This is a genomic window from Streptomyces sp. NPDC055506 (assembly GCF_053643595.1).
Genome location: NZ_JBSHKH010000014.1, coordinates 55,008 through 78,713, shown reverse-complemented (window position 1 = coordinate 78,713; position 23,706 = coordinate 55,008). Strand labels below are relative to the sequence as shown.

Annotated in this window: 18 protein-coding genes, 5 pseudogenes and 1 riboswitch; of the genes and pseudogenes, 9 read left to right on the top strand and 14 right to left on the bottom strand. The window is 70.2% G+C overall.

The window, feature by feature from the left end; all coding sequences use genetic code 11:
- Window positions 1-119: 119 nt before the first annotated feature.
- Together ACWIF2_RS08495 and ACWIF2_RS08490 are read left to right on the top strand one after the other, a co-directional pair.
- Window positions 120-440: pseudogene (locus ACWIF2_RS08495) on the top strand (class I SAM-dependent methyltransferase); the annotation flags it as partial.
- Between the two features lie 130 nt (window positions 441-570).
- Window positions 571-714 (top strand): hypothetical protein, encoded by a 144-nt coding sequence (locus ACWIF2_RS08490; protein ID WP_454359369.1) that lies wholly within the window; start codon window positions 571-573, stop codon window positions 712-714.
- A gap of 58 nt (window positions 715-772) precedes the next feature.
- Here ACWIF2_RS08490 and ACWIF2_RS08485 read toward each other — a convergent pair whose 3' ends face one another.
- The 5 genes and pseudogenes from ACWIF2_RS08485 to ACWIF2_RS08465 all read right to left on the bottom strand — a co-directional run bounded on the left by ACWIF2_RS08485 (window position 773) and on the right by ACWIF2_RS08465 (window position 4,851).
- The gene (locus tag ACWIF2_RS08485; protein ID WP_454359368.1) at window positions 773-1,279 is read right to left on the bottom strand and encodes a hypothetical protein; all 507 of its coding nucleotides are present in this window, start codon (window positions 1,277-1,279) and stop codon (window positions 773-775) included.
- A gap of 388 nt (window positions 1,280-1,667) precedes the next feature.
- A pseudogene (locus ACWIF2_RS08480) lies at window positions 1,668-1,787 on the bottom strand (dienelactone hydrolase family protein); the annotation flags it as partial.
- Between the two features lie 447 nt (window positions 1,788-2,234).
- Entirely contained in the window at window positions 2,235-3,101 is an 867-nt protein-coding gene (locus ACWIF2_RS08475; protein WP_454359367.1) for a bifunctional 5,10-methylenetetrahydrofolate dehydrogenase/5,10-methenyltetrahydrofolate cyclohydrolase, read from the bottom strand.
- Window positions 3,102-3,123: 22 nt separating this feature from the next.
- Window positions 3,124-3,209: riboswitch (ZMP/ZTP riboswitch) on the bottom strand.
- Window positions 3,210-3,676: 467 nt separating this feature from the next.
- Window positions 3,677-4,642, bottom strand: coding sequence for a TauD/TfdA dioxygenase family protein (locus ACWIF2_RS08470; protein WP_454359366.1), 966 nt, complete (start codon window positions 4,640-4,642; stop codon window positions 3,677-3,679).
- Between the two features lie 155 nt (window positions 4,643-4,797).
- A complete protein-coding gene (locus ACWIF2_RS08465; RefSeq protein ID WP_454359382.1) occupies window positions 4,798-4,851 on the bottom strand; it encodes a putative leader peptide in 54 nt (17 codons plus the stop codon).
- Between the two features lie 474 nt (window positions 4,852-5,325).
- Between ACWIF2_RS08465 and ACWIF2_RS08460 the strand changes: the two genes are divergently transcribed.
- Window positions 5,326-6,402, top strand: coding sequence for an LLM class flavin-dependent oxidoreductase (locus ACWIF2_RS08460; protein WP_454359365.1), 1,077 nt, complete (start codon window positions 5,326-5,328; stop codon window positions 6,400-6,402).
- A 110-nt stretch (window positions 6,403-6,512) separates the two neighbouring features.
- On the opposite strand, the gene ACWIF2_RS08455 is transcribed toward ACWIF2_RS08460, so the two are convergent.
- From ACWIF2_RS08455 to ACWIF2_RS08440, 4 genes are read right to left on the bottom strand one after another with little or no spacing between them, the layout of a single operon-like run.
- The gene (locus tag ACWIF2_RS08455) at window positions 6,513-7,754 is read right to left on the bottom strand and encodes a vanadium-dependent haloperoxidase (protein ID WP_454359364.1); all 1,242 of its coding nucleotides are present in this window, start codon (window positions 7,752-7,754) and stop codon (window positions 6,513-6,515) included.
- Window positions 7,755-7,813: 59 nt separating this feature from the next.
- On the bottom strand, window positions 7,814-8,620 hold the full coding sequence (locus ACWIF2_RS08450) for an ABC transporter ATP-binding protein (protein WP_454359363.1): 807 nt from the start codon (window positions 8,618-8,620) through the stop codon (window positions 7,814-7,816).
- Window positions 8,596-9,459 carry an ABC transporter permease gene (locus ACWIF2_RS08445; protein ID WP_454359362.1) on the bottom strand — a complete coding sequence of 288 codons (864 nt, stop codon included), beginning with the start codon at window positions 9,457-9,459 and terminating at the stop codon, window positions 8,596-8,598. Before ACWIF2_RS08445 ends, ACWIF2_RS08450 begins: the two co-directional genes overlap by 25 nt.
- Window positions 9,456-10,529, bottom strand: coding sequence for an ABC transporter substrate-binding protein (locus tag ACWIF2_RS08440; protein ID WP_454359361.1), 1,074 nt, complete (start codon window positions 10,527-10,529; stop codon window positions 9,456-9,458). The genes ACWIF2_RS08445 and ACWIF2_RS08440 overlap by 4 nt, the downstream gene beginning before the upstream one ends.
- 404 nt (window positions 10,530-10,933) lie before the next feature.
- Here ACWIF2_RS08440 and ACWIF2_RS08435 point away from each other — a divergent pair.
- Window positions 10,934-11,203, top strand: a pseudogene (locus tag ACWIF2_RS08435) (NAD-dependent epimerase/dehydratase family protein); the annotation flags it as partial.
- Between the two features lie 192 nt (window positions 11,204-11,395).
- Here ACWIF2_RS08435 and ACWIF2_RS08430 read toward each other — a convergent pair.
- The 4 genes and pseudogenes from ACWIF2_RS08430 to ACWIF2_RS08415 all read right to left on the bottom strand — a co-directional run bounded on the left by ACWIF2_RS08430 (window position 11,396) and on the right by ACWIF2_RS08415 (window position 15,437).
- On the bottom strand, window positions 11,396-12,151 hold the full coding sequence (locus ACWIF2_RS08430) for a phosphotransferase (RefSeq protein WP_454359360.1): 756 nt from the start codon (window positions 12,149-12,151) through the stop codon (window positions 11,396-11,398).
- Window positions 12,152-12,487: 336 nt separating this feature from the next.
- Window positions 12,488-12,911, bottom strand: a pseudogene (locus ACWIF2_RS08425) (two-component system response regulator); the annotation flags it as partial.
- 54 nt (window positions 12,912-12,965) lie between these two features.
- Window positions 12,966-13,472 carry a hypothetical protein gene (locus tag ACWIF2_RS08420; RefSeq protein ID WP_454359359.1) on the bottom strand — a complete coding sequence of 169 codons (507 nt, stop codon included), beginning with the start codon at window positions 13,470-13,472 and terminating at the stop codon, window positions 12,966-12,968.
- Window positions 13,473-13,556: 84 nt separating this feature from the next.
- Entirely contained in the window at window positions 13,557-15,437 is a 1,881-nt protein-coding gene (locus ACWIF2_RS08415; RefSeq protein ID WP_454359381.1) for an ABC transporter ATP-binding protein, read from the bottom strand.
- Between the two features lie 225 nt (window positions 15,438-15,662).
- On the opposite strand from ACWIF2_RS08415, the gene ACWIF2_RS08410 reads away from it, so the two are divergent.
- The 3 genes and pseudogenes from ACWIF2_RS08410 to ACWIF2_RS08400 all read left to right on the top strand — a co-directional run bounded on the left by ACWIF2_RS08410 (window position 15,663) and on the right by ACWIF2_RS08400 (window position 18,810).
- A complete protein-coding gene (locus ACWIF2_RS08410) occupies window positions 15,663-16,646 on the top strand; it encodes a lysylphosphatidylglycerol synthase transmembrane domain-containing protein (RefSeq protein WP_454359358.1) in 984 nt (327 codons plus the stop codon).
- Between the two features lie 43 nt (window positions 16,647-16,689).
- Window positions 16,690-17,454 (top strand): annotated as a pseudogene (locus tag ACWIF2_RS08405) (crotonase/enoyl-CoA hydratase family protein).
- 258 nt (window positions 17,455-17,712) lie between these two features.
- The gene (locus tag ACWIF2_RS08400) at window positions 17,713-18,810 is read left to right on the top strand and encodes a mechanosensitive ion channel family protein (protein ID WP_454359357.1); all 1,098 of its coding nucleotides are present in this window, start codon (window positions 17,713-17,715) and stop codon (window positions 18,808-18,810) included.
- A gap of 4 nt (window positions 18,811-18,814) precedes the next feature.
- Here ACWIF2_RS08400 and ACWIF2_RS08395 read toward each other — a convergent pair whose 3' ends face one another.
- The gene (locus ACWIF2_RS08395; protein ID WP_454359356.1) at window positions 18,815-20,359 is read right to left on the bottom strand and encodes a M1 family metallopeptidase; all 1,545 of its coding nucleotides are present in this window, start codon (window positions 20,357-20,359) and stop codon (window positions 18,815-18,817) included.
- A 187-nt stretch (window positions 20,360-20,546) separates the two neighbouring features.
- Between ACWIF2_RS08395 and ACWIF2_RS08390 the strand changes: the two genes are divergently transcribed.
- Both ACWIF2_RS08390 and ACWIF2_RS08385 read left to right on the top strand, forming a co-directional pair.
- Window positions 20,547-22,766: an NADP-dependent isocitrate dehydrogenase gene (locus tag ACWIF2_RS08390; RefSeq protein WP_454359355.1), complete on the top strand. Its 2,220-nt coding sequence runs from the start codon at window positions 20,547-20,549 to the stop codon at window positions 22,764-22,766.
- Between the two features lie 118 nt (window positions 22,767-22,884).
- Window positions 22,885-23,670 (top strand): N-formylglutamate amidohydrolase, encoded by a 786-nt coding sequence (locus ACWIF2_RS08385; RefSeq protein WP_454359354.1) that lies wholly within the window; start codon window positions 22,885-22,887, stop codon window positions 23,668-23,670.
- The last annotated feature ends 36 nt before the right edge of the window (window positions 23,671-23,706 follow it).

The following is a 23,706-nucleotide window of genomic DNA, read 5'->3' as shown; positions in this document are numbered from 1 at the left end:
CCGAGATCTCGGCGGATACCGCGCCTTCGCCGACGCCGAACCGGACAAGCACGGGGAACCGGCGGGAACGCCCGCCGTCAACGGCGTCCATGACGTCGGTCAATGCCTAACGCCAATCAGGGCTCGACCTCTCCCCGGCCATGGTCGCCACACTCGGCGGGCCCAGCCGGCGCTGCGGTTCGACGAAGCGCGAATACAGGCCCTGCGGGTCGAGGACGGTGCGCTTGGCGGAGTGCTGGCCCACTACTCGATGATCCATATCCCACCTGGAGAACTGCCCGCGCTGCTCGCTGAGCAGATGCGCGTTCTGGCAGAAGGGGGTCTGCTCCTGCTGTCCTGCTTCGGGACCGAGGGGGCCGGAGCAGGTCCGCTTCGATCACAAGGTGGCGCCCACCTATAGCTGGCCAGCGGAGCAGTTTGCCGAGTTGCTGGCCGGGGCCCCGAAGCCTGGCCACCTCGGCCATGGCCGGGCTCAGGCCCTCACACAACAGGAGGCGCACCCCATGCGCTGGCAAGCCCCGGATGCGCCTCCCTCATTCCGCCCTGGCGGGCGGGAACGGAGATTCCAGCATGCCTGCAACCGCCGTCTTACGGCAGCCGTCGCGCACCCTGGTCATCACCGCGACCGCCGTGCCCCTCGCCCTGGCCGTCCTCGCCGACCTCCTCGCCTACAGCGACCGGCTGCTACGCACCGGCCGCAGCGACCGCGTGTAAGGCTGGCCGCCGCAGGCTGTGCAAGGACGGTGGTGGCATAAGACCCGGAGCGGGGGGTCTACCACCAGGGGGTACATGCGATGTTGCTCGTGGTGCCGAGGCTGGTCAGCTGTGCGCAGACACGGAAGGCTCGGCTCGCCGAGCTGCTGGTGGGGTATGCCGCGGTCGTTAGCCTGGCGCCGACCGAGAACGTTGCGAACGGACCGCACTGGATCCAAGACTGCTTGTTGTCGTTGGTGACATCCATCCAGACGTGTCCCTTGGCCGTGGGACCCCAATCGCTGGCTCCCCCGGTGGTCAAGACGCCCCACCCCATCTGTCTGCCGCCAACGGTGCCGGTCTGCATCGCGTACGAGGCGACAGCATGGGGATTGTTGATCACCAGCGCTCCTGCCCCCGCCACACCCCGGCCACTGAGGCTGTCGGGGATGTCGGTGAAACCATTCGCACCTCCCGTGCAGTCCGACGCCGCTGCCTGAGCCGCACCGGAAGACCCGGCCACGAGCCCTGCCCCGAGCATGAGCGCGGCCGCCCCCACGCTGAAGATCCGGCGAATGCTGTGCATGTCTTCTCCCTGGTCTTCGTGCTGACGGCTCCCGCAGCTCGGCGCTTTGCCGTAGTGCCCGACTACCGGAACCCTCGCCTTGTAGTCACAACGGCTATCGCTGTTACTCGGCTCGAGCGTTCGCGTCGCTTTCGCATCAGCTGCCTTAGCGGCCAAAGTTTCCTTCGAGTCAGCGCCTCGCAGCGTAGAGCGGACCAGGAGCGTCACGTCCTGACAGATGTCAGGGTGCGGCATCCGCCGCCGTTGCCTGCACCTCCCCACGAGACGGGCCCGGGCGGCAGGCCGATCCCAGCTGCTGTCCGCGTCGAGGCTGAGACCCCTGGAGCCGGTGGGGCCTGGTCCGCGGTCCGGAAATCGCGGTTGCCGACCAGATCACTCTGCTGCGTGTCAGGCGTTCGGCGAGCAGGTCGACGATGTCGTGCCACGCTCGCTGCGCGTGCCGTGGGTGGTAGCCAACGCCGGGGACCACGGGGTGGTCGACCGGCGGGTGGTGGAAGGCGTGCCATGCGCTGCATACGCACGGCCAACTCGTCTCCGAGGCGCCACATTTGGTTACCCCAGCCGCCCGCCACCTCGCGGATGGCCAGCCCTGCAAGGTCTGGATGTTGCTCCTGCAGCAGGTCGCGGACCAGGTCTGCGGTGATCTCGATCTCGGTGTCGGTCATGCGAAGTCACAGTACTGAGGCGGCAGGCGGAGCGGCTCTCGCTCTCCGGAACGTCTCGCTGTGATTCCTCTGGCATCACCAATTCGGTTTCAGAGAGCTGCAGATCAGAGGCTTTGGGACGGAGCGAACCCAAAGTTCAGAGAAGCCTGCATCCGCTGCCCGATGCTCCACGTCAAGCCCAAGATGCTCGCCCGGCCTGACCCTCACCTTCCTCCGCGCCAAGCGCGACGAGACCCAACGCCGAGCCCAGCGACCATCCGTCCACCTCGGCACCCCCGGCGGCGCTGAGGTCAGGGTTGCTGGATTCCGAGCTGATTTGCGGCGGCGTCCACGGTCTGTGCGAGCAGAACGGCGATGGTCATAGGCCCGACGCCGCCAGGCACCGGGGTGATCAGACGGGCGCGGGTGAGGGCGGTGTCGAAGTCCACGTCGCCGACGTTGCCCGGGTTGTATCCGGCATCGATCACGACCGCGCCGGGCTTGATGTCCTCACCCCGGATCAGCCGGGGTCGTCCGACGGCCGCTACCACGACGTCCGCTTCCCTGACGATCGCCGACAGGTCCGCCGTGTGCGAGTGGCAGTAGGTCACCGTTGCGTCCTTGGCGAGGAGGAGCATCCCCACCGGTTTACCGAGGATGGCGCTGCGGCCCACCACGACAGCGTGCTTGCCGGCGAGGTCGACGTCGTACGCCTCCAGCAGTCGCATGATCCCTGCCGGCGTGCAGGACACGAAGCCCGGCAGGCCAAAACTCATCGCGGCGAAGGAGCGCGTCGTGACCCCGTCGACATCCTTCTCCGGGGCGATGGCCTCGAACGCCGCGCGCTCGTCGATGTGCGGGCCGCAAGGATGCTGGAGCAGGATGCCGTGCACCTCCGGATCGGCGGACAGGCCGACGAGGGTGTCGATCAGCTCAACGGTCGTGGTGGCGGCCGGCAGACCGATATGGCGAGACTGGATACCTGCCTTTGCGCACCTCGCCCGCTTCATGCGGACGTACGTGACCGACGCGGGGTCCTCTCCCACCAATACGGTCGCCAGACACGGGGCAGTACCCGTGCTCTGCGAAATCTCCGCCGCCTTGACAGCAGCCTCTTCGACGATGCGCTCGGCAAGGCTGGTGCCGTTCATGAGCTGGGCCGTCTGAGTCGCGGACACGGTTGTCCTCCAGGCGTTGCTGATCACTCGCCCAGGCGCACGGCAACGACGTCTCGTCAGACCGCTCCCCGGTGGTGCTCCACCTCAGCGCCAGTCACGGCCCGCACCGCACTGTAGTCGACCAGTTACTTCCAAAGCGCCGCACCCTCATTCCTGACGCGCCCACGACCCGTGGGCGTTCATCGACCATCCGGGTCCCCATCCCCATCAGCTCGGAGGCACTTTGACGAGTCACATACCCCTCTTCATCGGCCGCCGCATCGAGGCGCACGCCTGCGACCCGGCGAACACCCCCGTTCCACTCGTCGCCGGCGCCCGCCGGGGCCTCGGCGCCATCCGCACCCGCCGGCACCACGCCACCGGAGACGTCCCACCCCAGCGACCGCGCCTCGCACCCACCACCCGCGCCGGCCCGCCGACCACCATGACTGCCCGCACCGCCCGACAGCGCTCCGAGCACGTCGGTGGCCGGACCCGATGGTCCGGCCACCGACGGGAGAGAGGCCGACCACCCCGCCGATGGTGCCGGGGCCCGATGTCGAGGCTGGCATTGTCCAGGTCGAGGGTGCGGACCGTCAGGCGCTGACCACGACCCGGTGGTCCGCCGTGAACGGCTTGCCGGAGACCAGCTCCGACTCACGCCCGTCAGGGCCCACCGGAACTTCGCCGACCAACGTGACGCGGTGCAGCCGCCGTTCCACCTGGAGATGGTCCAGGTCACTCGGGGCGAGGTGGGCGGTGGCACGGTTGTCCCAGAACGCCACGCTGCCCGGCTCCCAGCGGAAGCGCACCGTGTACTCGGGCCGGGTCAGTTGCTCGTAGAGCAGTTCCAGCAGCTTGCGGCTCTCGCGCGGGGTCACATCCAGGATGTGGCTGACGAAGCCGGGGCTCACGAACAGCGCCCGCTCGCCGGTCTCCGGGTGGACGCGCACCACGGGATGGTGGGCGACCAGCAGGTTGTCGTTGACCCGGCGGGCATAGCCGCTGTCGCCCACGAGCTTGTCGTCGGCGCCGTAGCGGTGCTCGGCGCGCAGCCCGTCGATGAAGGCGCGGACCGGGGCGGACAGTCCTTCGTACGCCGCGACGGTGTTGGTCCAGGTCGTGTCGCCGCCGTGCTCGGGGACGGTCTCCGCGCGCAGGATCGAGGCGGCCGGAGGGTTCACAGCCGGGGTGACGTCGGTGTGCCAGCCTCCGAAGTAGCTGTAGTTGCGGCTGGTCCGCTGCTGCTTGAACCCCTCCCCGTAACGCTGCTCGTAGCGGCGCGGGTCGATGGTGAAGATCTGCGGGAATTCCTCAGGCGGGGCGTCGTCATGTGGGTGGGCGTAGGTCAACTCGCCGAAGTGGCGGGCGAAGGCGATCTGCGAGGCGTGGTCGAGCTGCTGGCCGTGGAAGAAGACAACCTTCCAGCGGTGCAGGGCCTCACGGATCCGCCGCACTTCCTCGGGCGACAGCGGCCGCGAGATGTCGACGCCGGTGATGTCGGCGCCGATGTGGCCTGCGACGGGGTGGACGGTGAGCGTGGCTTCGGCGGGGACGGGCATGGTGTGATCTCCCGTGTGTCGTGACCGCTCGTACGGTCTTGGGAATGCGGGAAGGCATGGGAAAAGCCCGAAAGAACGAGAAGAATCCGAACGAATTCGAGGAAAGCGCTGAACCGCGGCGCCGACCGCAACGCGAGGTGCGGCAGCCGGAGCCGTCAGACGCTACAGATGGCGCTGGCGACGCGCCGCAGATCCACGTGGAGACGCATGGCGAGGCGCGAGGCCCGGAAGGCAACGAGGGCCGCGGCATGTGAGTGCACTGGCTGGTGGTGCCGCATCGCTGCTCCCCTCGCCGCGTCCACGGATCGCTCCGCCGGCTGATTGGGCGTTCCTTTCGATCGATGCTCGCTGTATGTCACACGGTTCGTCAACAGCGTGGTATTTCGGCTCCATTGCAACCTTGTGCCACGAGGCGGGCGTGGAAGAAGGGTTCATTGACATCTCGATCGATCCCGCTGAGACTCGATCACATGTATGAGGTCCCGCTCCTGACCAGAGAGCGTTGTGTCGACCTCAAGCGCGTGTCGAGCGCCCGCTGTTGATTCGGCCGTCTCCTCATGCCGCCGCGACCGGCGGCCCTGGGCACGGTTGACCCGTCCGCCCTCTGACGCATCACTCCCCATGAACCGGCCGCCCCCGTTGTGAGTGGCGCCGGTTGCGGCCACGCAGCGATCGGAAGCACGATGAGCCCGGAATTCCTCTGGTACGTCCCCAACACCGTCGAGCCGGGCCACCGCGGCGACGACACCACAGCCGACTGGGGGTCGATCGAATACTCGACAGACCTCGCCCGTGCCGCGGAGGAGCACGGCTGGGGAGGTGCTTTGCTGGGCACCGGATGGGGACGCCCGGACACCTTCACCGTCGCTACGGCGCTCGCGGCCCGGACCACGACATTCAAGCCGTTGATCGCGGTTCGCCCCGGCTACTGGCACCCGGCCAACTTCGCAGGCGCGTCCGCGACGCTGGACCAGCTCAGCCGTGGACGCGTCCTGGTCAACATCGTCAGCGGACTGGACAACCCGGCCGCGTACGGCGACACGAACATCGATCCCGCTCGGCGGTACGCCCGCACGCAGGAGTTCATGCATCTGGTGCGACGGTTGTGGACCGAGGAGGACGTCACCTTCCGCGGCGAGCACTTCCAGGTGACCGCCTCCACGGTCGCACCCCGCCCGTACGCGACCGGCAAGCGGGGCCATCCGACGCTCTACTTCGGCGGGGCCTCCGAGGCAGCGGAACGGGTGGCGGCGGCCGAGGCCGATGTCCAGCTCTTCTGGGGCGAGCCACTGGACGGGCTCGCCGAACGCGTCGACCGGCTCAAGACGCTGAGCCGACAGGTGGACCGGCGGCACAAGCCGCTCCAGTTCGGGCTGCGTATCACGACACTGGTGCGCGACACCACCGAGGAGGCCTGGCGCGCAGCCGAACGGAGGGTCGCGAAGATGGCGGCCGACGCGGGCGAGGGCGCCACCTGGACGGGAAACCGCAAGTCGGCCGTCGGACAACGCCGGCTCCTCGAACTCGCCGAGCGCGGCGAGGTCCTCGACACGTGCCTGTACACCACCCCGGGCAGATACGGAGGCGGCGGAGCGGCGACCACCTGGCTGGTCGGCTCCGCCGACGACGTGGCCGACGCCCTGGCCAACTACCGCAAGCTCGGCATCACGCACTTCGTGCTGTCGGACACCCCGTACAAGCAGGAGATCGCTCGCCTCGGCGACCAGCTGCTCCCCAGGTTGCGCGAATCATCCGACTGAGCCTCGGTTGTGGCTGACACTCTCTCGGCCTGACCCACCGAGGGCCCCGCACGACAGCGGGGCCCTCGGTGCGGTCACGATCCGCGTTGTGGCGGCGGGAGCCCAGAGGGTCAGCGTGGAGCGAAGAGCAGTCCCTCGTTCCGCAGGACGTACCGTGCCGCGTCCTTGCCGAGCGTGATCCCCGCCTCGTCGGCCGACCGCGAGTGGATGCCGGACAAGACACGGGCGTCGACGTTCTCGTCCGAGAGCTGCTTCCAGGTGGTGTAGGTCCGGGTGACCCCTGGCGCGGTGGGGCTGGTCAGGGGGAACGGCGCGGTGCGCGGCCCGACGAGCGCCGACAGGACGGTCTCCGCGGCGCCCGAGTAGGTGTTGTGGCCGCTGGGGTAGTCCGGATGCGCGGGGGTGGTGTGCAGCGGCGTCCAGTCCCGATCGGGGTCGATGCTGCCGGTGCGGATCGCGGTGACGGGACGCCAGCGTTCGTAGGCGTACTTGCTGTCGGAGGTGGCGATCTGCGTGTCCACGAGCGCCACGTGGAAGAGTGCGACCAGCCGCGCTTGCCCGGCAATCCCCTGGTTCGTGCGCGTGAGGGCCACGCGCAGCGGCTCGGTGTACAGAGTGAGGGAGGAGCCCAGCCAGAAGGTGGCGGTCTCGGTCTGGTGGGCGGTGCGTGCGGTGCTGTCCGCGGCGCCGTACGTCCGCACCTCCGCGAGCTCGGCGGCGTAGCGCCGCGAGTCCAGGGCGGGCGGCGGGCCGAGCCGGAACTGGCTCGGCGACTTCAGCAGGAAGGGCTTGGCGAGCCGGTTGCCGTACTGCGTCGCCGGAGCGTACGCGGAAGGTGTCGGCTGCCAGACGCCCGGGGCCGCGGGCCGCACGGGATACGGCGCGTTGACCGAGGAGGGGTCGAGGCCGTCGCCCTCACGCGAGGCGAGGACGAGGTCCGCCTGCCGCTCCCCCGCCGCGATGCCGCGGTGCTCCGCCGCGCCGTCGGGGATCGCGTCGAGGGTCTCCTCGAACGTCGCGTCGAGCTGCTCCGCACGGCTCGGGGCCAGCGTCACCAGCGCGCGGTGCACGGCCGCGGCGAGCGCCGCGTCTTGGTACGCGCCGCGCTCGACGCCGGCCGGCACGCTCCTGGTGGCGCGGGCCGCGGCGAGCCAGCTGATGGCCCAGGTACGGCTGTTGGTGACCTGGGTCGACGCACCGGCCGTCGCGATGGTCTCGGCCGTGGCGTCGTACCAGGTGAGCGCCGTGGAGGTACGGCCCGCAGCCGAGGCCTGCGGCACAGCGACGGACGCGGCCAGCAGAGCCGCCGCGCCCAGGACGACGAGGGTGGGGCGGGTTCTGGTCGAACTCACGCTTGCTCCTTCGGTTTCGGTGAGGTCCAAGAAGGTCGGTGAGGCGTGGCACGGTTCGGTCATGCCGGGCTGCCGTTCTCCACGAGGTCCACTCCCAGCTGTGCGAGCAGGCGGTCACGCAGGGCCGCGTACTCGGCGCTGCCGTGGCGGCGCGGCTCAGGCAGCTCCACCGGGAGGTCGGCGGCGATCCGGCCCTGGTCCAGCACCACCACCCGGTCGGCGAGGACGATCGCCTCGTCGACGTCGTGCGTGACCAGTAGGACGGCGGGCCGGTGCCGTTCGCACAGCCGGCGCAGCAGGACGTGCATCCTGATCCGGGTCAGGGCGTCCAGTGCCCCGAACGGCTCATCGGCGAGCAGCAGTTCCGGATCGCGTACGAGAGAGCGGGCGAGTGAGACGCGCTGCTGTTCGCCTCCCGACAGCTCGACGGGCCAGGCCCGCTCACGGCCTTCGAGGCCGACCTCGGCGAGGGCGGCCCGGCCGCGTTGCTCGGCATCCGGTCCGCCGAGGCCCAGGACGACGTTGTCGAGCACGCGCTTCCAGGGCAGCAGCCGGGCGTCCTGGAAGACGACGGAGAGGCGTTCGGGGGCGGCGAGTTCACCGCTTCCGGCCACGTCGTGGTCGAGCCGGGCCAGTGCGCGCAGCAGTGTGCTCTTGCCGGAGCCGCTGCGCCCGAGCAGGGCCACGAACTCGCCCGGGGCGACGGTCAGGTCCAGCCCGTCGAGGATCCTGCGCTCGCCGAAGGAGCGCACCAGGTTCCCGATCCGGACCGTGGCCCTGTCGGCCGCGCGGTCCTCGGTGGTCCACAGGCCCTCGACGGCGTCCTGGTCCTCCGTGCCTGTCAGTCCCCCAGTGTGCGCCGCCATGTCAGCGTCCTCCTCTCCACGAGCCGTACCAGGGCGTCGGAGAAGAGCCCGAGGAGTCCGTACACGACGAGACCGACGAGGATGATGTCGATCTGCCCGTACGTCCGCGCGAGCTCCATCATGTAGCCGATGCCACTGGTGGCGTTGACCTGTTCGACGACGACCAGCGCGAGCCACGCGGCGGTCACCGCGAAGCGCATCCCGAGCAGGAAGCCGGGAAGGGCGCCGGGCAGCACCACGTGGCGGACGAACTGCAGCCTGCTGAGCCGCACCGTCTCCGCGAGCTCGGCGTAACGGTTGTCGATACCGCGCAGTCCGTTGTGGGTGTGGATGTAGACCGGAACGAAGACGCCCAGCGCGATGGTGACGACCTTCATCGTCTCGCCGATGCCGAACCAGAGGATCAGCAGCGGGATCAACGCCAGCGAGGGGATCGCCCGCTTGATCTGGACGGGGCCGTCGATCACCGCCTCGCCGATCCGGCTGAGCCCGGAGACCAGCGCGAGGAGCAGCCCGGCCGCCACCCCGAACACCAGCCCCAGCACTGCGCGTTGGGCGGATGTCGCCAGGTTGGACTGGAGCCGGCCTTCCTCGATGAGATCGCCTGCCGCTGCCGCGATGGTCCAGGGCGCCGGCAGGCTCCGGGCGTCGATGAGGCCGGTGGCGGAGCCCACGACCCAGACGGCGAGCAGCAGCAGCGAACCGATCGCCCAGCCGTACGGCACGGGGCGTCCCGGCGCGAGACGCCTGCGGGTGCGACGGCTCGACAAACGCCGGGCGGCGGGCACGGCCTCTTGTGTCACCGAGGGCCGCTGCTTGTCGGAGAGCGTCGTGCTCATGTCGACCCCCCAGCACCGGCGAGGGCGTCGGCGCCCACCGACTCGAATCGCCGGTCGAAGAGGAGGTCCGCCTTGAAGGCCTTGTGGTCCTGCTCCTTCGCCAGCAAGTCGATGGTCTGCTGCTGACGCCCGATGGCACTGGTCCAGTCCGCGGGAATGTCAGGGTCACCGGACCGCTGGACGAGATATTCGCCGTCCTCGCGGCTCAGCCCCTGGTCCTTGACGTAATAGCCCTCGATCCATTCCTCGGGGTGCTTGTCGATCCAGATCTGTGCGCGCGCCCAGAACTTGATGAGTTCCCTGACGGCGGCGGACTTCTGTGCGTCACTGACGGAATCGGTGAGTGCCCACAGGTGCGCCGGGTCGTCCCGCAATCCGTGCCTGACGGTCGTCCCGCCGCTCTTTCCGTATTTCGTCAGATACCGCTTGATGTTGACTTCCCCCAGGGGTGCGGCATCCACCTGGTGATTTCCCAGTGCCGTGGGATAGACGTCGTCGGTGCTGGCCAGTTCGACAAGTTCGACATCGTCCTTCTTGAGCCCGGCCTTCTGCAGGATCCGCAGCACCAGCGCACCCTGTGCCTGCCCGGGACTGTAGGCGATCTTCTTCCCGCGCAGGTCCGCGAGCGTCTTGATGCCCGCGCCGGGCGCGATGCCCAGCTCGTAGATCGGGTGCCGAAGCGGCTCCTTGCGGAACTCGGCTGCTACCAGCTTGGTGTCGAGGCCGGTCCAGTAGGCGTTGATCGACGGGATGTCCGCGGCTGAGCAGACGTCGAGAGCGCCCGCCCGGAAGGCCTCGGAGCACTTCGGTCCACCGCTGATGTTGGCCCACTTGACCTTGAAGGGCAGCTTGTCGATCTGCCCCGACAGCTGCAGCGCGACCTTGAGCTCCGGCGCCCCGACGGTGATGGAGGTGTCCGAGGAGACCTTGGCCGGGATCTTCTCGCCGGAGACGTCTTTGCCGACTTCCGTGGACGCCGAGTTGTCCGCGCACGAAGTCGTCAGAAGGGCGAAGGACAAGGCGGCCGCCGCGGCGAACCTGGATCTGGGCATGCGTATGCGCGAGGTCATTGATTCCTTCTTGAAAACAGAGATCGAGGAGTACGGGCAGCTGTAGACGTCAGATACACACGGCCGTGGCGATGCGCATCAGATCAACGGCCCGCCGTCTGCGAAGGAATTCAAAGATCCGCATGAGATCCGAACCTAACGACAGGTCAAAACATGGTCAAGGTCGGCCGCTTCGCTTTACCGTGCCCGCAACAACACTTTCGTGCCCATGCCATGCACCCGTTACATTTCGGCGACATCGACTTCTGCGGGGACGGCTGTCCTTCAGGGAAGAGATCGTCGGCCGAGGCGCTTCCCACGACCCGTCCGTCCCGTTTGACCACCACGCGGTGCGCGATCTGTCGTATGACGGCCAGGTCGTGCGAGACGACGAGGCCCGGGAGGGGAGCACCAGTGCGTGAGCGATCGCCACGCGCTGGCGCCGGCCGCCGGAGAGTTCAGCGAGCCGGATTCCCGGGCCAGAGTGTGGAGTCACCGGACTGCGGAATCCAGCGCCGACACACGCGATGGGCAAGCTCATCGAGGCGTACCTGAGCGGCCGGCCCTTCACCGTGACAGGAACCGACTGGCCGACCCGGGACGGTTCCGCGATCCGGGACTACATCCACGTGTGGGACCTCGCGCAGGCGCACGTCCAGGCTCTGCTCCGCTCCGACGCCGTCACGGCCGACAGCTCCTACGAAGTCATCAATCTCGGCACAGGGTCAGGCAGCACTGTGCGGGAGTTGGTCTCCGCCTTTTCCCCGTCACCGGCGGCGACGGAACGTAGAGAAGGCAGGCCCACGGCCGGGGGACGTCATCGGCTGACACACCAAGTCGCTCCGCGGGCTCAGGCGCGGAGGAGACGTGGCCCGCCGCGCGCAGCGTCAGCTCAGGGCCATCTCGAAAATGCGGCGATTGTCGGCAGTATGTGTGTGCTCTCGCCGGGACCAGGCGATGCGCTCGGCGACCTGCTCGCGGCTGACCTCAATACCCACCGGATTGGCATGCACTTCTGCCCAGAAGCGGGCGTTGCGGGCCTGGCGCTCCAGCATGGCATCCACCACCGCCTCCCGCTCCGACCCAACCAGACCGTAGGCGTCGACGAGCACACGCACCTGAGCAGCCTGAACCTCTGCCGACGGCGCCTCGGCCTTCGACGAGACACACCACGACCAGGCCATATACCCGAGATCCTCCAGCGGACTACCCGGCGCAGCCATGTCGAAATCGATGAAGGCGACCGGTCTGCCGTCCTGGAAGACCGCGTTGTTGGGCCCCAGGTCGTTGTGGCAGATGACCTGATGCCGCCCGCCGAGGAGACGACTGCCCCGGGTGGCGTCGTGCATGTCCCGCACCAGGACGCCGGCCGCAGCGACCTGCACGTCGGTCCATCGCTGGAACCTGGATGGCACCCAGCCCTGCACATAGCTGAAGGTGTCCCGACCCGCGCCGTCCCGGCCGAGATAACGCGGTGCACCGGGGAATCCTCGCTCCTCCAGCAAGCCCAAAAGGTCGGCGACGAACGGCGACGCGGCAGAGGCCGGTCTGCGGACCGTCTCTGCGATACGGACCACGCCCTTGGTGATGCGTCCCCCAGTCAACAGGACGACATCGTCCGAGGCGTCCACCACTGCGCGCATCCCTCCAATAGCGGGCCACCAGGCCGCCCATGGAGTGGGCGACGATGACGACGCGTGCTTTGCGGTCCTCCTCGTCCGGCCAGTGCTCCAGCCTTGGCAGCAGTCGGGCGTCCAGCGTCCGCGCGGCATCGGCGACGCCGAGACAGAAGTGGTATCACAGCCCGAACGCCTTGGGGCCCGGACGAGTCCCGCGGGGGGCGAGCCCCGGGTACCTCTCGATACTCAGTCGCTCGGGGTCCCTCAGCAGGTCGAGGTCCTTCCGCGTCGGTCGGGGACGGCGAGGACCGTTCGCCCAGCCCCGGCAGGACGACGACCAAGTGAGCGCAAACCCCCGGGTCACAGCCGGCGGCCGTAACGGCGTTCCGGTCGCCCCGCGGCGCCGTACCGCAAGGTCACCTCCGCGCTGCCCGTGCTGTGGAAGTACTCCAGGTAGCGGCGGGCGCTCACGCGGGAGAGGCCGGTCAGGGCCGCGCACTCGGTCGCGGACAGGGTGCCGTCCGTCGCGCGCAGGGCCCGCTCGACCAGTTCTGCGGTCTCCACGCTCATGCCCTTGGGCAGGGTGGGGGCGGGGGCGGAGACGATCGCGCCGGCCAGGACCCGGTCCACGTCGGCCTGGCCCCGTACGACCGTCGTGCAGTCGGCCCCGCCGGTCGGCGTAGCGCTCCAGGCGGGGGCGCAGGTCCTCGAAGTCGAAGGGTTTGAGGAGGTAGTCGACGACGCCTCGGCGGACGGCGCCGCGCACCGTCTCGACCTTCCTGGCCCGGCAGGACGCGCAGGTCGCCGGACTCGTCCGCCGTCTGGTGCCGGAGTGACGTCAGGAGGGGTTCGCGGAGGGGCCGATGCCCTGCAACTCCTGGACGGTGCCGCCGAGTTTGGCGCGCAGGGACTCGTACATGCCGGGCTTGGCGCTGACGACCCAGCGCATGCCGACGAGGTACTTGCCCCCGTAGACGCTGGCCGACTCCAGCCAGGTCTCCTTGAGCTTCTCCTCGGGGAAGGTGGTGATGAGGAAGTCGCCCTTCTTGGTGTGGCACACGCCCTCGCGCAGCTCGTCCGCCTCGGTGCGGATCTTCGCCTTGCAGCCGGCCAGTCCGGCGATGACCTCCACCTTCGCCGGCGCGACGACACCGGCGGCGGGAGCGGCCGCCCCGCCGGGCTTCGCCGCCTTGCCGCTGCCGGCGGGCTTCTCGTCGTCACCGCCGCCGCAGGCGGTGACCAGGGGAAGCGCGACCAGGGCGCCCACCGCCGCGGCGATGCGCAGCCGGTGGGCGCGGGACGGGGTCCGGCGGTTGGATGGTGCGTGCGGTTGCTGCTGGGACACGTCGCCTCTCCGGATGGGCGCTGTTCTGCCCTGTCGGGCAGGTGTGAGTACTCGCAAGGGGTACGGATGCGCGCCCGGAGCCGTTCACACGCTTTCGACGACCGTGGGTTCCGTCGCGCTGAACTGCGTGCGGTACAGCTCGGCGTACCGTGCGCCCGCCGCCAGCAGTTCCTCGTGCGTGCCCCGTTCCACGATCCGGCCGGCCTCGACGACCAGGATCTGGTCCGCCGACCGGACGGTGGACAGCCGGTGGGCGATCACGACCGCCGTCCTCCCGTCGAGGGCTTCGGTGAGGGCCTCCTGCACGGCGGCCTCGGAGGTGTTGTCGAGATGGGCGGTGGCCTCGTCGAGGATGACGACACGCTGGCGGGCCAGCAGCAGCCGGGCGATGGTCATGCGCTGGCGTTCGCCGCCGGAGAGCCGGTAGCCGCGTTCGCCGACCACGGTGTCGAGACCGTCGGGCAGGGACCGTACGAGGTCGTCGAGGCGGGCCCGGCGCAGGGCGTCCCACACCTCCTGCTCCGTCGCCGCGGGGCGGGCCAGCAGGAGGTTGGCGCGGACGGTGTCGTGGAAGAGGTGCCCGTCCTGGGTGACCATGCCGAGGGTCTCCCGCAGGGCCCGGGCGCTCAGGTCGCGGACGTCGACGCCGCCGACGCGCACGGTGCCCCCGTCGGCGTCGTACAGACGGGGCAGCAGTTGCGCGACGGTCGACTTGCCCGCGCCGGAGGAGCCGACGAGCGCCACGGTCTGTCCCGGTTCGGCGCGGAAGGAGATGCCGTGCAGGACCTCGTCGCCGCCCCGCCGGTCGAGGGTCGCGACCTCCTCCAGGGAGGCCAGGGAGACCTTGTCGGCGGCGGGGTAGCCGAAGCGGACCTTCTCGAACTCGACCGCCACGGGCCCGTCGGGCACCCCGCGCGCGTCCGGCTTCTCCTCGATGAGCGGCCGGAGGTCGAGCACTTCGAAGACCCGCTCGAAGCTGACCAGTGCGCTCATCACCTCGACGCGTGCCCCGGCCAGCGCGGTCAGCGGCGCGTACAGCCGGGTCAGGAGCAGCGCCAGCGAGACGACCGCGCCCGGTTCCAGGGCGCCGCGCAGGGCGAACCAGCCGCCGAGGCCGTAGACCAGCGCCAGGGCGAGGGCGGAGACCAGGGTGAGGGCGGTGATGAAGGCGGCCTGGGCGGTGGCGGTCCGGACCCCGATGTCCGCGACGCGGCGGGCGCGTTCGGCGAACTCCTCCGATTCCTCCTCGGGCCTGCCGAAGAGCTTGACCAGGGTGGCGCCGGGTGCGGAGAAGCGCTCGGTCATACGGGTGCCCATCGCCGCGTTCAGGGTCGCCGCCTCCCGCTGCATCCGGGCCATCCGGCTGCCCATGCGCCGGGCCGGGATCACGAACACCGGCAGCAGCACCAGCGCCAGCAGGGTGATCTGCCAGGACAGGGTCAGCATCACGGCGAGGGTGAGCACGAGTGTGACGAGGTTGCTGACCACGCCCGACAGGGTGTTGCTGAAGGCGCGCTGGGCGCCGATGACGTCGTTGTTGAGCCGCGAGACGAGGGCGCCCGTACGAGTGCGTGTGAAGAACGCCACCGGCATCCGCTGCACATGGTCGAAGACGGCGGTCCGCAGATCGAGGATGAGGTGCTCGCCGAGCGTCGCCGACAGCCTCCGGCCGAGAATGCCGAGCGCCGCCTCCGCCACCGCGATCAGCGCGATGAGCAGGGCCAGACGTACGACTCTGCCCTCGTCACCGGCCGAGACGATCACGTCGACGACGCTCCCGGCCAGGACGGGGGTCGCCACCGCGAGCAGGGCGGTCGCCACGCCGAGCAGGACGAAGAGGGCGATGCGGCGCCGGTGCGGGCGGGCGAACGCGCCGATGCGGCGCAGGGTCGCCAGGGCGAAGGGGCGGCGTTCCTGCTCGGCGTGCATGACGCTCTGCAGCTGTGTCCACGCTGTGGTCTCCATGCTCATGGCACGAAACGTAGAACCTCAAGCTTTCTTGAGGTCAAGGCGCTCGCACATCTCCCCCGACATCCCGCACAATCAGCCCGATCCCCCTCTTCCCGTCCCCCGCACGCTCCCCGCGCGAAGGCCCCTATGACGATCTCCTCCGAGCCGCTCCCCGCCCGCAATCCGCAGTCCCCGCTTCCGCAACCCGCCGTTGGCACGGCGTGGGAAGCCTCTGCGGATGTGACAGCGGTACAACTCCCCGACATCCGCCCGGGACGACTCCCCCGTCGCGTCCCGGTCCGCCGCCTGCGTCAGATCCTGTGTCTGCTTCCGCTCCTGCTCGTCACCGTGGTCGCGGTCCAGCACCGGTCGGTGCTGGCCGCTGGCTTCGCGCACCTGGGCACCGCCGAGTGGCCGTGGCTGCTGGCCGCGGTCGGCGCGACCTGTCTGACCTGGGTCGCGGCCGCCTGCACCCGGCAGGGCGCGGTCGTCGAACCGCTGCCCAAACGGCGGCTCCTCGCGACCCAGTTCGCGGCGGGCGCGGCCAACCACCTGCTGCCGACCGGGCTCGGCGCGAGCGCGGTCAATCTGCGGTTCATGACGGTGTGCGGGCTGCCGCTCGCCCGCTCCTCGGCCGCCCTCGCGCTGTATCTGCTGGCGGAGAGCATCGGCCGGGTGGCCCTGCTGGGTGCCCTCTTCTTCGTCTTCCCCGACGCGTTGCGGCTGAGCACTCTGGTCCCGGAGACGGCGTTCGGTCCGCTGCTGGCCGGTGCCGGCGTGGTGCTCGTGGTCGCGGCGGCCGTGGTCGCCCTGGTCGGGCGGGTGCGCTCGGCCCTGGTCTCTTTCCTGCGTACAGCGTTCGGCGAGGCGCGCTCGGTGCACACCCGCCCGGCGCGGGCCCTGGCCCTGTGGGGCGGGTCCTTCGCCTTCCCGGCGCTGCAGGCCTCCGTGCTGGTGCTGGTGGGGCAGTCGCTCGGTCTTGACGTGCCGCCCGCGCACATGGCGGTGGCCTACCTGGCGGCGACCGTCGCCGTCGCCCTGGTGCCCACCCCGGGCGGGATCGGCTCGGTGGAGGCGGCGCTGGTCGTGGCGCTGGTGGCGGCGGGCGGCCCGGCCGCGGTGGCCACGGCCGTGGTCCTGGCCTTCCGGGTCATCACCGTCTGGCTGCCGCTGCTGCCGGGCGCGGTGACACTGGGCGCACTGGTGCGGCTGAAGGTGATCTGACCCGGGTAGCGTGCCGACTCCGTCACGTAGAAGGGACGTCACCATGCCGGTGCGGATCGAGCGTCAGGGACATGTGACCACGGTCGTCCTCTCCCGCCCGGAGGCACGCAACGCCGTGGACGGCCCCACGGCCGCCGAACTCGCCGCAGCCTTCCGGGAGTTCGACGCAGACGAGCAGGCCAGGGTGGCGGTGCTGTGGGGCGAGGGTGGAACTTTCTGCGCGGGCGCCGACCTCAAGGCGCTGGGCACCGGCCGCGGCAACCGGGCCGAGCCGGACGGCGACGGCCCATGGGGCCGACCCGGATGCGGCTGTCCAACCCGGTGATCGCCGCGGTCGCCGGGCACGCCGTGGCCGGGGGTCTGGAGCTGGCCCTCTGGTGCGACCTGCGGGTCGCCGAGGAGGACGCCGTGTTCGGCGTGTTCTGCCGACGCTGGGGCGTACCGCTCATCGACGGCGGCACGGTGCGGCTCCCCCGGCTGATCGGTACCGGCCGCGCCCTCGACCTGATCCTCACGGGACGGCCCGTCCCGGCCGCCGAGGCCCACGACATGGGGCTCGTCAACTGTGTCGTCCCGCCCGGCCGCGCCCGTGCCGAGGCCGAGGAACTGGCCGCCGCGATCGCCGGGTTCCCGCAGTCCTGCCTGCGGGCCGACCGCGCCTTTCGTCCTCGACCAGGAGGGCCTGGACGAGCCGGCCGCGCTCAGCAGCGAGTTCAGGCACGGCGCGGGTGTGCTGGCCGAGAGCATCGAGGGCGCCGCCCGCTTCGCCTCCGGCGCGGGCCGGCACGGGTCCTTCACAGACTTGTGAACGACACGGACGCAAGCCAGGCGGATCCGGCGCGCGCGACGGCGCGTCATGTGCAGTAACTCACCCCCCGCTCACCCCCGTCTCCGGTACGAAACCCCTTACGGGATGCGGCAGGATGAACGATTGCGCCGACCCCGGGTCAGGGTGGTCGGGCGCGACCGGACTTCCCCGAAAACGAGCAGGTGACTACGTGACGAGACTTCACATCCGGCCGTCGACGACGGCGTTCGCCGCTGTTCTTGACCCCGGAGGTGACCGGTGAACCGGGAACTCACGGTGGACGATCTGGTCTTCGCGGGCATCGCCCTGGCCTCGGGCCTGCTGGCGGCCTTCGCGCTGCGCATCCTGCTGCGCTGGCTGGGCGGGCACGCCGACCGCACCCGCTGGAGCGGGGACGACGTCATCGTGCACGCGCTGCGGGCCGTGGTGCCGTGGGCCGCGGTCGTGGGCGGCGCGGCGGGCGCGGCGGCGGTACTGCCGCTGACCCGGACGGTGCAGCACCACACCAACCAGGTGCTGACCGTGCTGCTCATCTTCGTCGCGACGGTGTCGGCGGCCCGGGTGGTGACCGGCCTGGTGCGCACGGTCACCCAGTCCCGCTCCGGGGTCGCCGGATCGGCCACGATCTTCGTCAACATCACCCGGATCCTGGTCCTCGCGATCGGCTTCCTGGTGGTGCTCCAGACCCTGGGCATCTCCATAGCCCCGCTGCTCACCGCCCTGGGCGTCGGTGGTCTCGCGGTCGCGCTGGCGCTTCAGGACACGCTCGCCAACCTCTTCGCGGGCATCCACATCCTCGCCTCCAAGACCGTCCAGCCCGGCGACTACATCAAGCTCAGCAGCGGCGAGGAAGGCTACGTCGAGGACATCAACTGGCGGCAGACGACGATCCGCAACCTGTCCAACAACCTCATCGTGCTCCCCAACGGTCAGCTCGCACAGGCGAACATGACCAACTTCATGCGCCCCGAGGAGCAGCTGACCATCCTGGTGCAGGTCGGGGTGGCCTACGACAGCGACCTGGAGCACGTGGAGCGCGTGACCAACGAGGTCATCGCGGAGACGATGACCGAGGTGGACGGCGCCGTGCCGGACCACGAGCCCATCATCCGGTTCCACACCTTCGGCGACTCCCGCATCGGTTTCACCGTCATCCTGGGCGTCGGCGAGTTCAGCGACCAGTACCGGATCAAGCACGAGTTCATCAAGCGCCTGCACAAGCGCTACCGCGCGGAGGGCATCCGTATCCCCGCCCCGGCCCGCACCGTGGCGCTCCAGCAGGGCGCGGCCGTCATCCCGCAGCAGCGGACCGGCGAGTTCGAGCCGGGCGACATGACGTCCGCCCGGCTCGACTAGGGCGCTACAAGGTCGCCGAGTTGTCGTGGTGCCCGCTGTCCCTCCGGTTCCGCGGAGCCGTGAGGGACGGCTTCACCGGCGTCACGGTCCAGTCCGGGTGACCCGGCATCCGGGGCGTCTTCGTGCCGTACAGCCAGTCCCGCAGGAAGCCGGTCAGGTCCTGGCCCGAGACCTCCGAGGCGACGGCGATGTAGTCCTCCGTCGAGGCCGAGGAGTCGCGGTAGCGCTCCAGGAAGATGCGCTCCAGGGCCGTGAAGGCCGCCTCGCCGACCTGCTGGCGCAGCGCGTACAGCACGAGCACGCCGCCGAGGTAGCGCTGGCTGTCGAAGAGGTTGGCCGCGTTCGGGGCCGCGACCGGCCCGGAGGTGTGGCGCCACTGGTCACCGAGGGCGTAGGTGTCCTTCATCCGGGCTTCCATGGTGGTCATGCCCTTGGAGTCGGGCCAGCCGCGCTCGTAGCGGTACAGCAGCCCGTAGAAGTCGGCGTGGCCCTCGTTCAGCCACAGGTCGGCCCAGGTGGCGGGGCTGACGCTGTTGCCGAAGTAGGAGTGGACCAGCTCGTGCATCATGTGCGAGCCGATCTTGCTCTCCTCCTGGAGGAGGTAGTTCGGCTTGTAGAGGGTGAGGGTCTGCGTCTCCAGGCCGGTGAAGTCGAAGGCGTTCGGGTCGTCCGAGTTGCACGGCAGCAGGCCGTACGTCTCGAAGGGGTACGCCCCGAGCCGCCGCTCGACCCAGTCCACCAGGGCCGGGGTGAGCGCAAGGGCGGGCTCCAGGGCGGCGGCGCGGGCGGTGGGGACGACGTCCCGCAGCGGCAGGCCGTGCGGGCCCTGCCGGTCCTTGATCACATAGTCGCCGACGGTGATCTGCACCACCTCGGTGGCGATCGGCGAGCGGGAGCGGTACGTGTACGCCGTCCGGTCGCCGCTCAGCCGCTCGGTGCGCACCAGCCGCCCGCTCGCGACGCCCCGCAGTCCCCCGGGCACGGTGAGGCGGAAGGTGAAGTCGGCCTTGTCGGAGGGGTGGTCGTTGCAGGGGAAGACGGTGTGCGCCAGGTCCGGCTGGCAGCACACCGCGAATCCGTCCGGGGTGGCCACCCAGCCGCCGGCGGGTGGCGGGGTCCGGCGCGGGTCGGCGCCGTAGGCCACGCACACGGTGACCCGGGCCTTCGCCGCGAGCTCACGGGCGGGGGTGATCCGCAGCTTTTCGGCCACCTGCTCGAAGGCGGCCGTGCGGCCGCCGACCCGGACGGAGCGTATGTCCAGGCCGCGCGCGTCCAGGGAGAAGCGGCTCAGAGCCTGGGTGGTGCGGATGGTCAGGGTCGCGGTGGCCTCGACGAGCCTGGTCGTGGCGTCGTAGGCGAAGTCGAGGTGGTAGGCCGAGACGCGGTATCCGGCATTGCCGAGGGCGGGGTAGACGGGGTCACCCAGGGTCTCGGCGCCCGGGGTGGCGCCGGTTCCGGGGGCCGCCTGGGCCGGGATCCCCGTGGTGAGTGCCGCCGCCGTGCCGATCAGCGCGGCCGCGGGGGCCGTCACTCTGGTGCGATATCTCATGGTCCGCTTTCGCTCGGACGGCCGGGTGGTCAGGTCCGGCCGTGGCATGGAGTGAGTGATCTCTCTCCATGACAAAGGAGCGGGCCGATCGGTTGCCCGAAACTGGCGGCGGACCCCTGTCGAGACGAGGCCGGTCACGAGATATCTTGATGTCGAGCAATGTTGCAGACGTGGAGCGGAGCACCCGGTGACTGACTCGACCATCATCTATACGCACACTGACGAGGCCCCCGCACTGGCGACGTATTCCTTCCTGCCGGTGGTCCGGGCGTACGCCTCGCAGGCGGGTGTCGCCGTGGAGACCCGCGACATCTCGCTGGCCGGGCGCATCATCGCCGTGTTCCCGGAGTACCTCACCGAGGACCAGCGCGTCCCGGACGCCCTCGCGGAGCTCGGCGAGCTGGCCAAGACGCCCGCCGCCAACATCATCAAGCTGCCGAACATCTCGGCGTCCATCCCGCAGCTCAAGGCCGCGATCGCCGAGCTGCAGGGCCAGGGCTACGCGCTGCCGGACTACCCGGACGACCCGAAGACCGACGAGGAGCGCGAGATCGGCGCCCGCTACGACAAGGTCAAGGGCTCCGCCGTGAACCCGGTCCTGCGTGAGGGCAACTCCGACCGGCGCGCCCCCGCCTCGGTGAAGAACTACGCCAAGTCGCACCCGCACCGCATGGGCGCCTGGACCTCCGAGTCCAAGACCAATGTGGCGACCATGGGCCAGAACGACTTCCGCTCCACCGAGAAGTCCGTGGTGATCGCCGAGGACGGCGCGCTGCGCATCGAGCTCGTCGGCGACGACGGCTCCACCACCGTGCTGCGCGAGTCCGTACCGGTGCTCGCCGGTGAGGTCGTCGACGCCTCCGTGATGCGGGTCGCCGCGCTGCGCGAGTTCCTGACCGCGCAGGTCGCCGAGGCCAAGGCCCAGGGCGTGCTGTTCTCGGTGCACCTGAAGGCGACGATGATGAAGGTCTCCGACCCGATCGTCTTCGGCCACGTGGTGCGCGCCTTCTTCCCGAAGACCTTCGCGCAGTACGGCGACAAGCTCGCCGCGGCCGGCCTGACCCCGAACGACGGTCTGGGCGGCATCTACAAGGGCCTGGAGGGCCTGCCCGAGGGCGCCGAGATCAAGGCGTCCTTCGACGCCGAGCTCGCCGAGGGCCCGGAGCTGGCGATGGTCGACTCCGACAAGGGCATCTCGAACCTGCACGTCCCGTCGGACGTCATCGTCGACGCCTCCATGCCGGCCATGATCCGCACCTCCGGCCACATGTGGGGCCCGGACGGCGAGGAGGCCGACACCCTCGCGGTCCTGCCGGACTCCTCCTACGCGGGTGTCTACCAGGCCGTGATCGACGACTGCCGGGCCAACGGCGCCTACGACCCGTCCACCATGGGTTCGGTGCCGAACGTCGGCCTGATGGCGCAGAAGGCCGAGGAGTACGGCTCCCACGACAAGACCTTCGAGGTCCCCGTCACGGGCACGGTCCGGCTGGTCGACCAGAACGGCACCGCGCTCATCGAGCAGACCGTCTCGGCCGGTGACATCTTCCGCGCCTGCCAGACCAAGGACGCGCCGATCAAGGACTGGGTGAAGCTGGCCGTCACCCGTGCCCGCGCCACCGGTGACCCGGCGGTGTTCTGGCTGGACGAGACCCGCGCCCACGACGCCAACCTGATCGCCAAGGTCCACGCCTACCTCGCCGAGCACGACACCGAGGGCCTGGACATCCGGATCCTGTCCCCCGTCGAGGCGACGAAGCTGTCGGTGGAGCGCATCCGCCGCGGCGAGAACACCATCTCGGTGACGGGCAACGTCCTGCGTGACTACCTGACCGACCTGTTCCCGATCCTGGAGCTGGGCACCAGCGCCAAGATGCTGTCGGTCGTCCCGCTGATGGCGGGCGGCGGCCTCTTCGAGACGGGCGCCGGCGGCTCCGCCCCGAAGCACGTCCAGCAGCTGGTCAGGGAGAACTACCTGCGCTGGGACAGCCTGGGTGAGTTCTTCGCCCTGGTGCCGTCCCTTGAGCAGTTCGCGAAGGTCACGGGCAACGCCCGCGCCCAGGTCCTGGCCGACACGCTCGACCGAGCCACGGCGACCTTCCTCAACGAGGACAAGTCCCCGACCCGGCGCGTCGGCGGCATCGACAACCGCGGCAGCCACTTCTACCTGTCCCTGTACTGGGCGCAGGAGCTGGCCAAGCAGACCGACGACGCGGACCTGGCGAAGGCCTTCGCCCCGCTCGCCGAGACGCTCACGGCCAACGAGCAGAAGATCGTCGACGAGCTGATCGCCGCCCAGGGCAAGCCGGTCGACATCGGCGGCTACTACCAGCCCGACCCGGAGAAGGCCGCCCAGGCCATGCGTCCGTCCACCACCTGGAACGAGACCCTGGCGTCCCTGGCCTGACGCCCGGACCCGCAGGGATCCACTGACTCCGCCCCGGCCGGCACACTGCCCGGCCGGGGCGGAGTTCTGCGTGGGTGACCTTGCCGCACGCCACTGACCACGCCCCTGGAGCCGCCCCATGACCGATACGCACCCCTTCGAGCTGCGGGCCGGGGACGGCCGCTCTCCCGTGATCCTGCATGTCCCGCACTCCGCGCGGGAGATACCCGAGGACGTACGCGCGGGCATCGTGCTCGGTGACGAGGAGCTGGAGCGGGAGCTCGACCACATCACCGACGCGCACACGGCGGCGATCGCCGAGGCGGCGGCCGGGCTCGCGGAGGTGACGCCCTGGCGGTTCGTCAACCGGCTGTCGCGGCTGGTCGTCGACCCCGAGCGGTTTCCCGACGAGCGGGAGGAGATGCGGGCCGTCGGTATGGGCGCGGTGTACACGCGGACCACGCACGGCGAGGTACTGCGGCCCGAGGGTCTCGATCCCGAGCCGCTCCTCGAGCGGTACTTCCGGCCGTACGCGCGGGCGATGACCCAGGCCGTGGCGGACCGGCTGGCGGCCACCGGGCGGGCCGTGATCATCGACGTGCACTCCTACCCGAGCCGGAGGCTGCCGTACGAACTGCACGGAGACGGACCCCGGCCGGCGGTGTGCCTCGGCACCGACCCGTTCCACACCTCGCCGGGCCTCCTGGACGCCGCCCGGGAGGCGTTCGGGGAGACAGGGCTCGACAGCCCGTTCAGCGGGACCTACGTCCCCCTGGAGTTCTACGGGAGGCGGCCCGAGGTCGGCGCGCTCATGGTGGAGATCCGCCGCGACACCTACATGACCGAGCCGGGCGGTCCCGCCGGGGCCGGACTGGAGCGGCCGGCCGGCGCGCTGGCCCGTCTCGTCGACGCCGTGTCCCGCTGAACGCCGGACGCCACCGGCTGGAGCACTCCCGCGCGA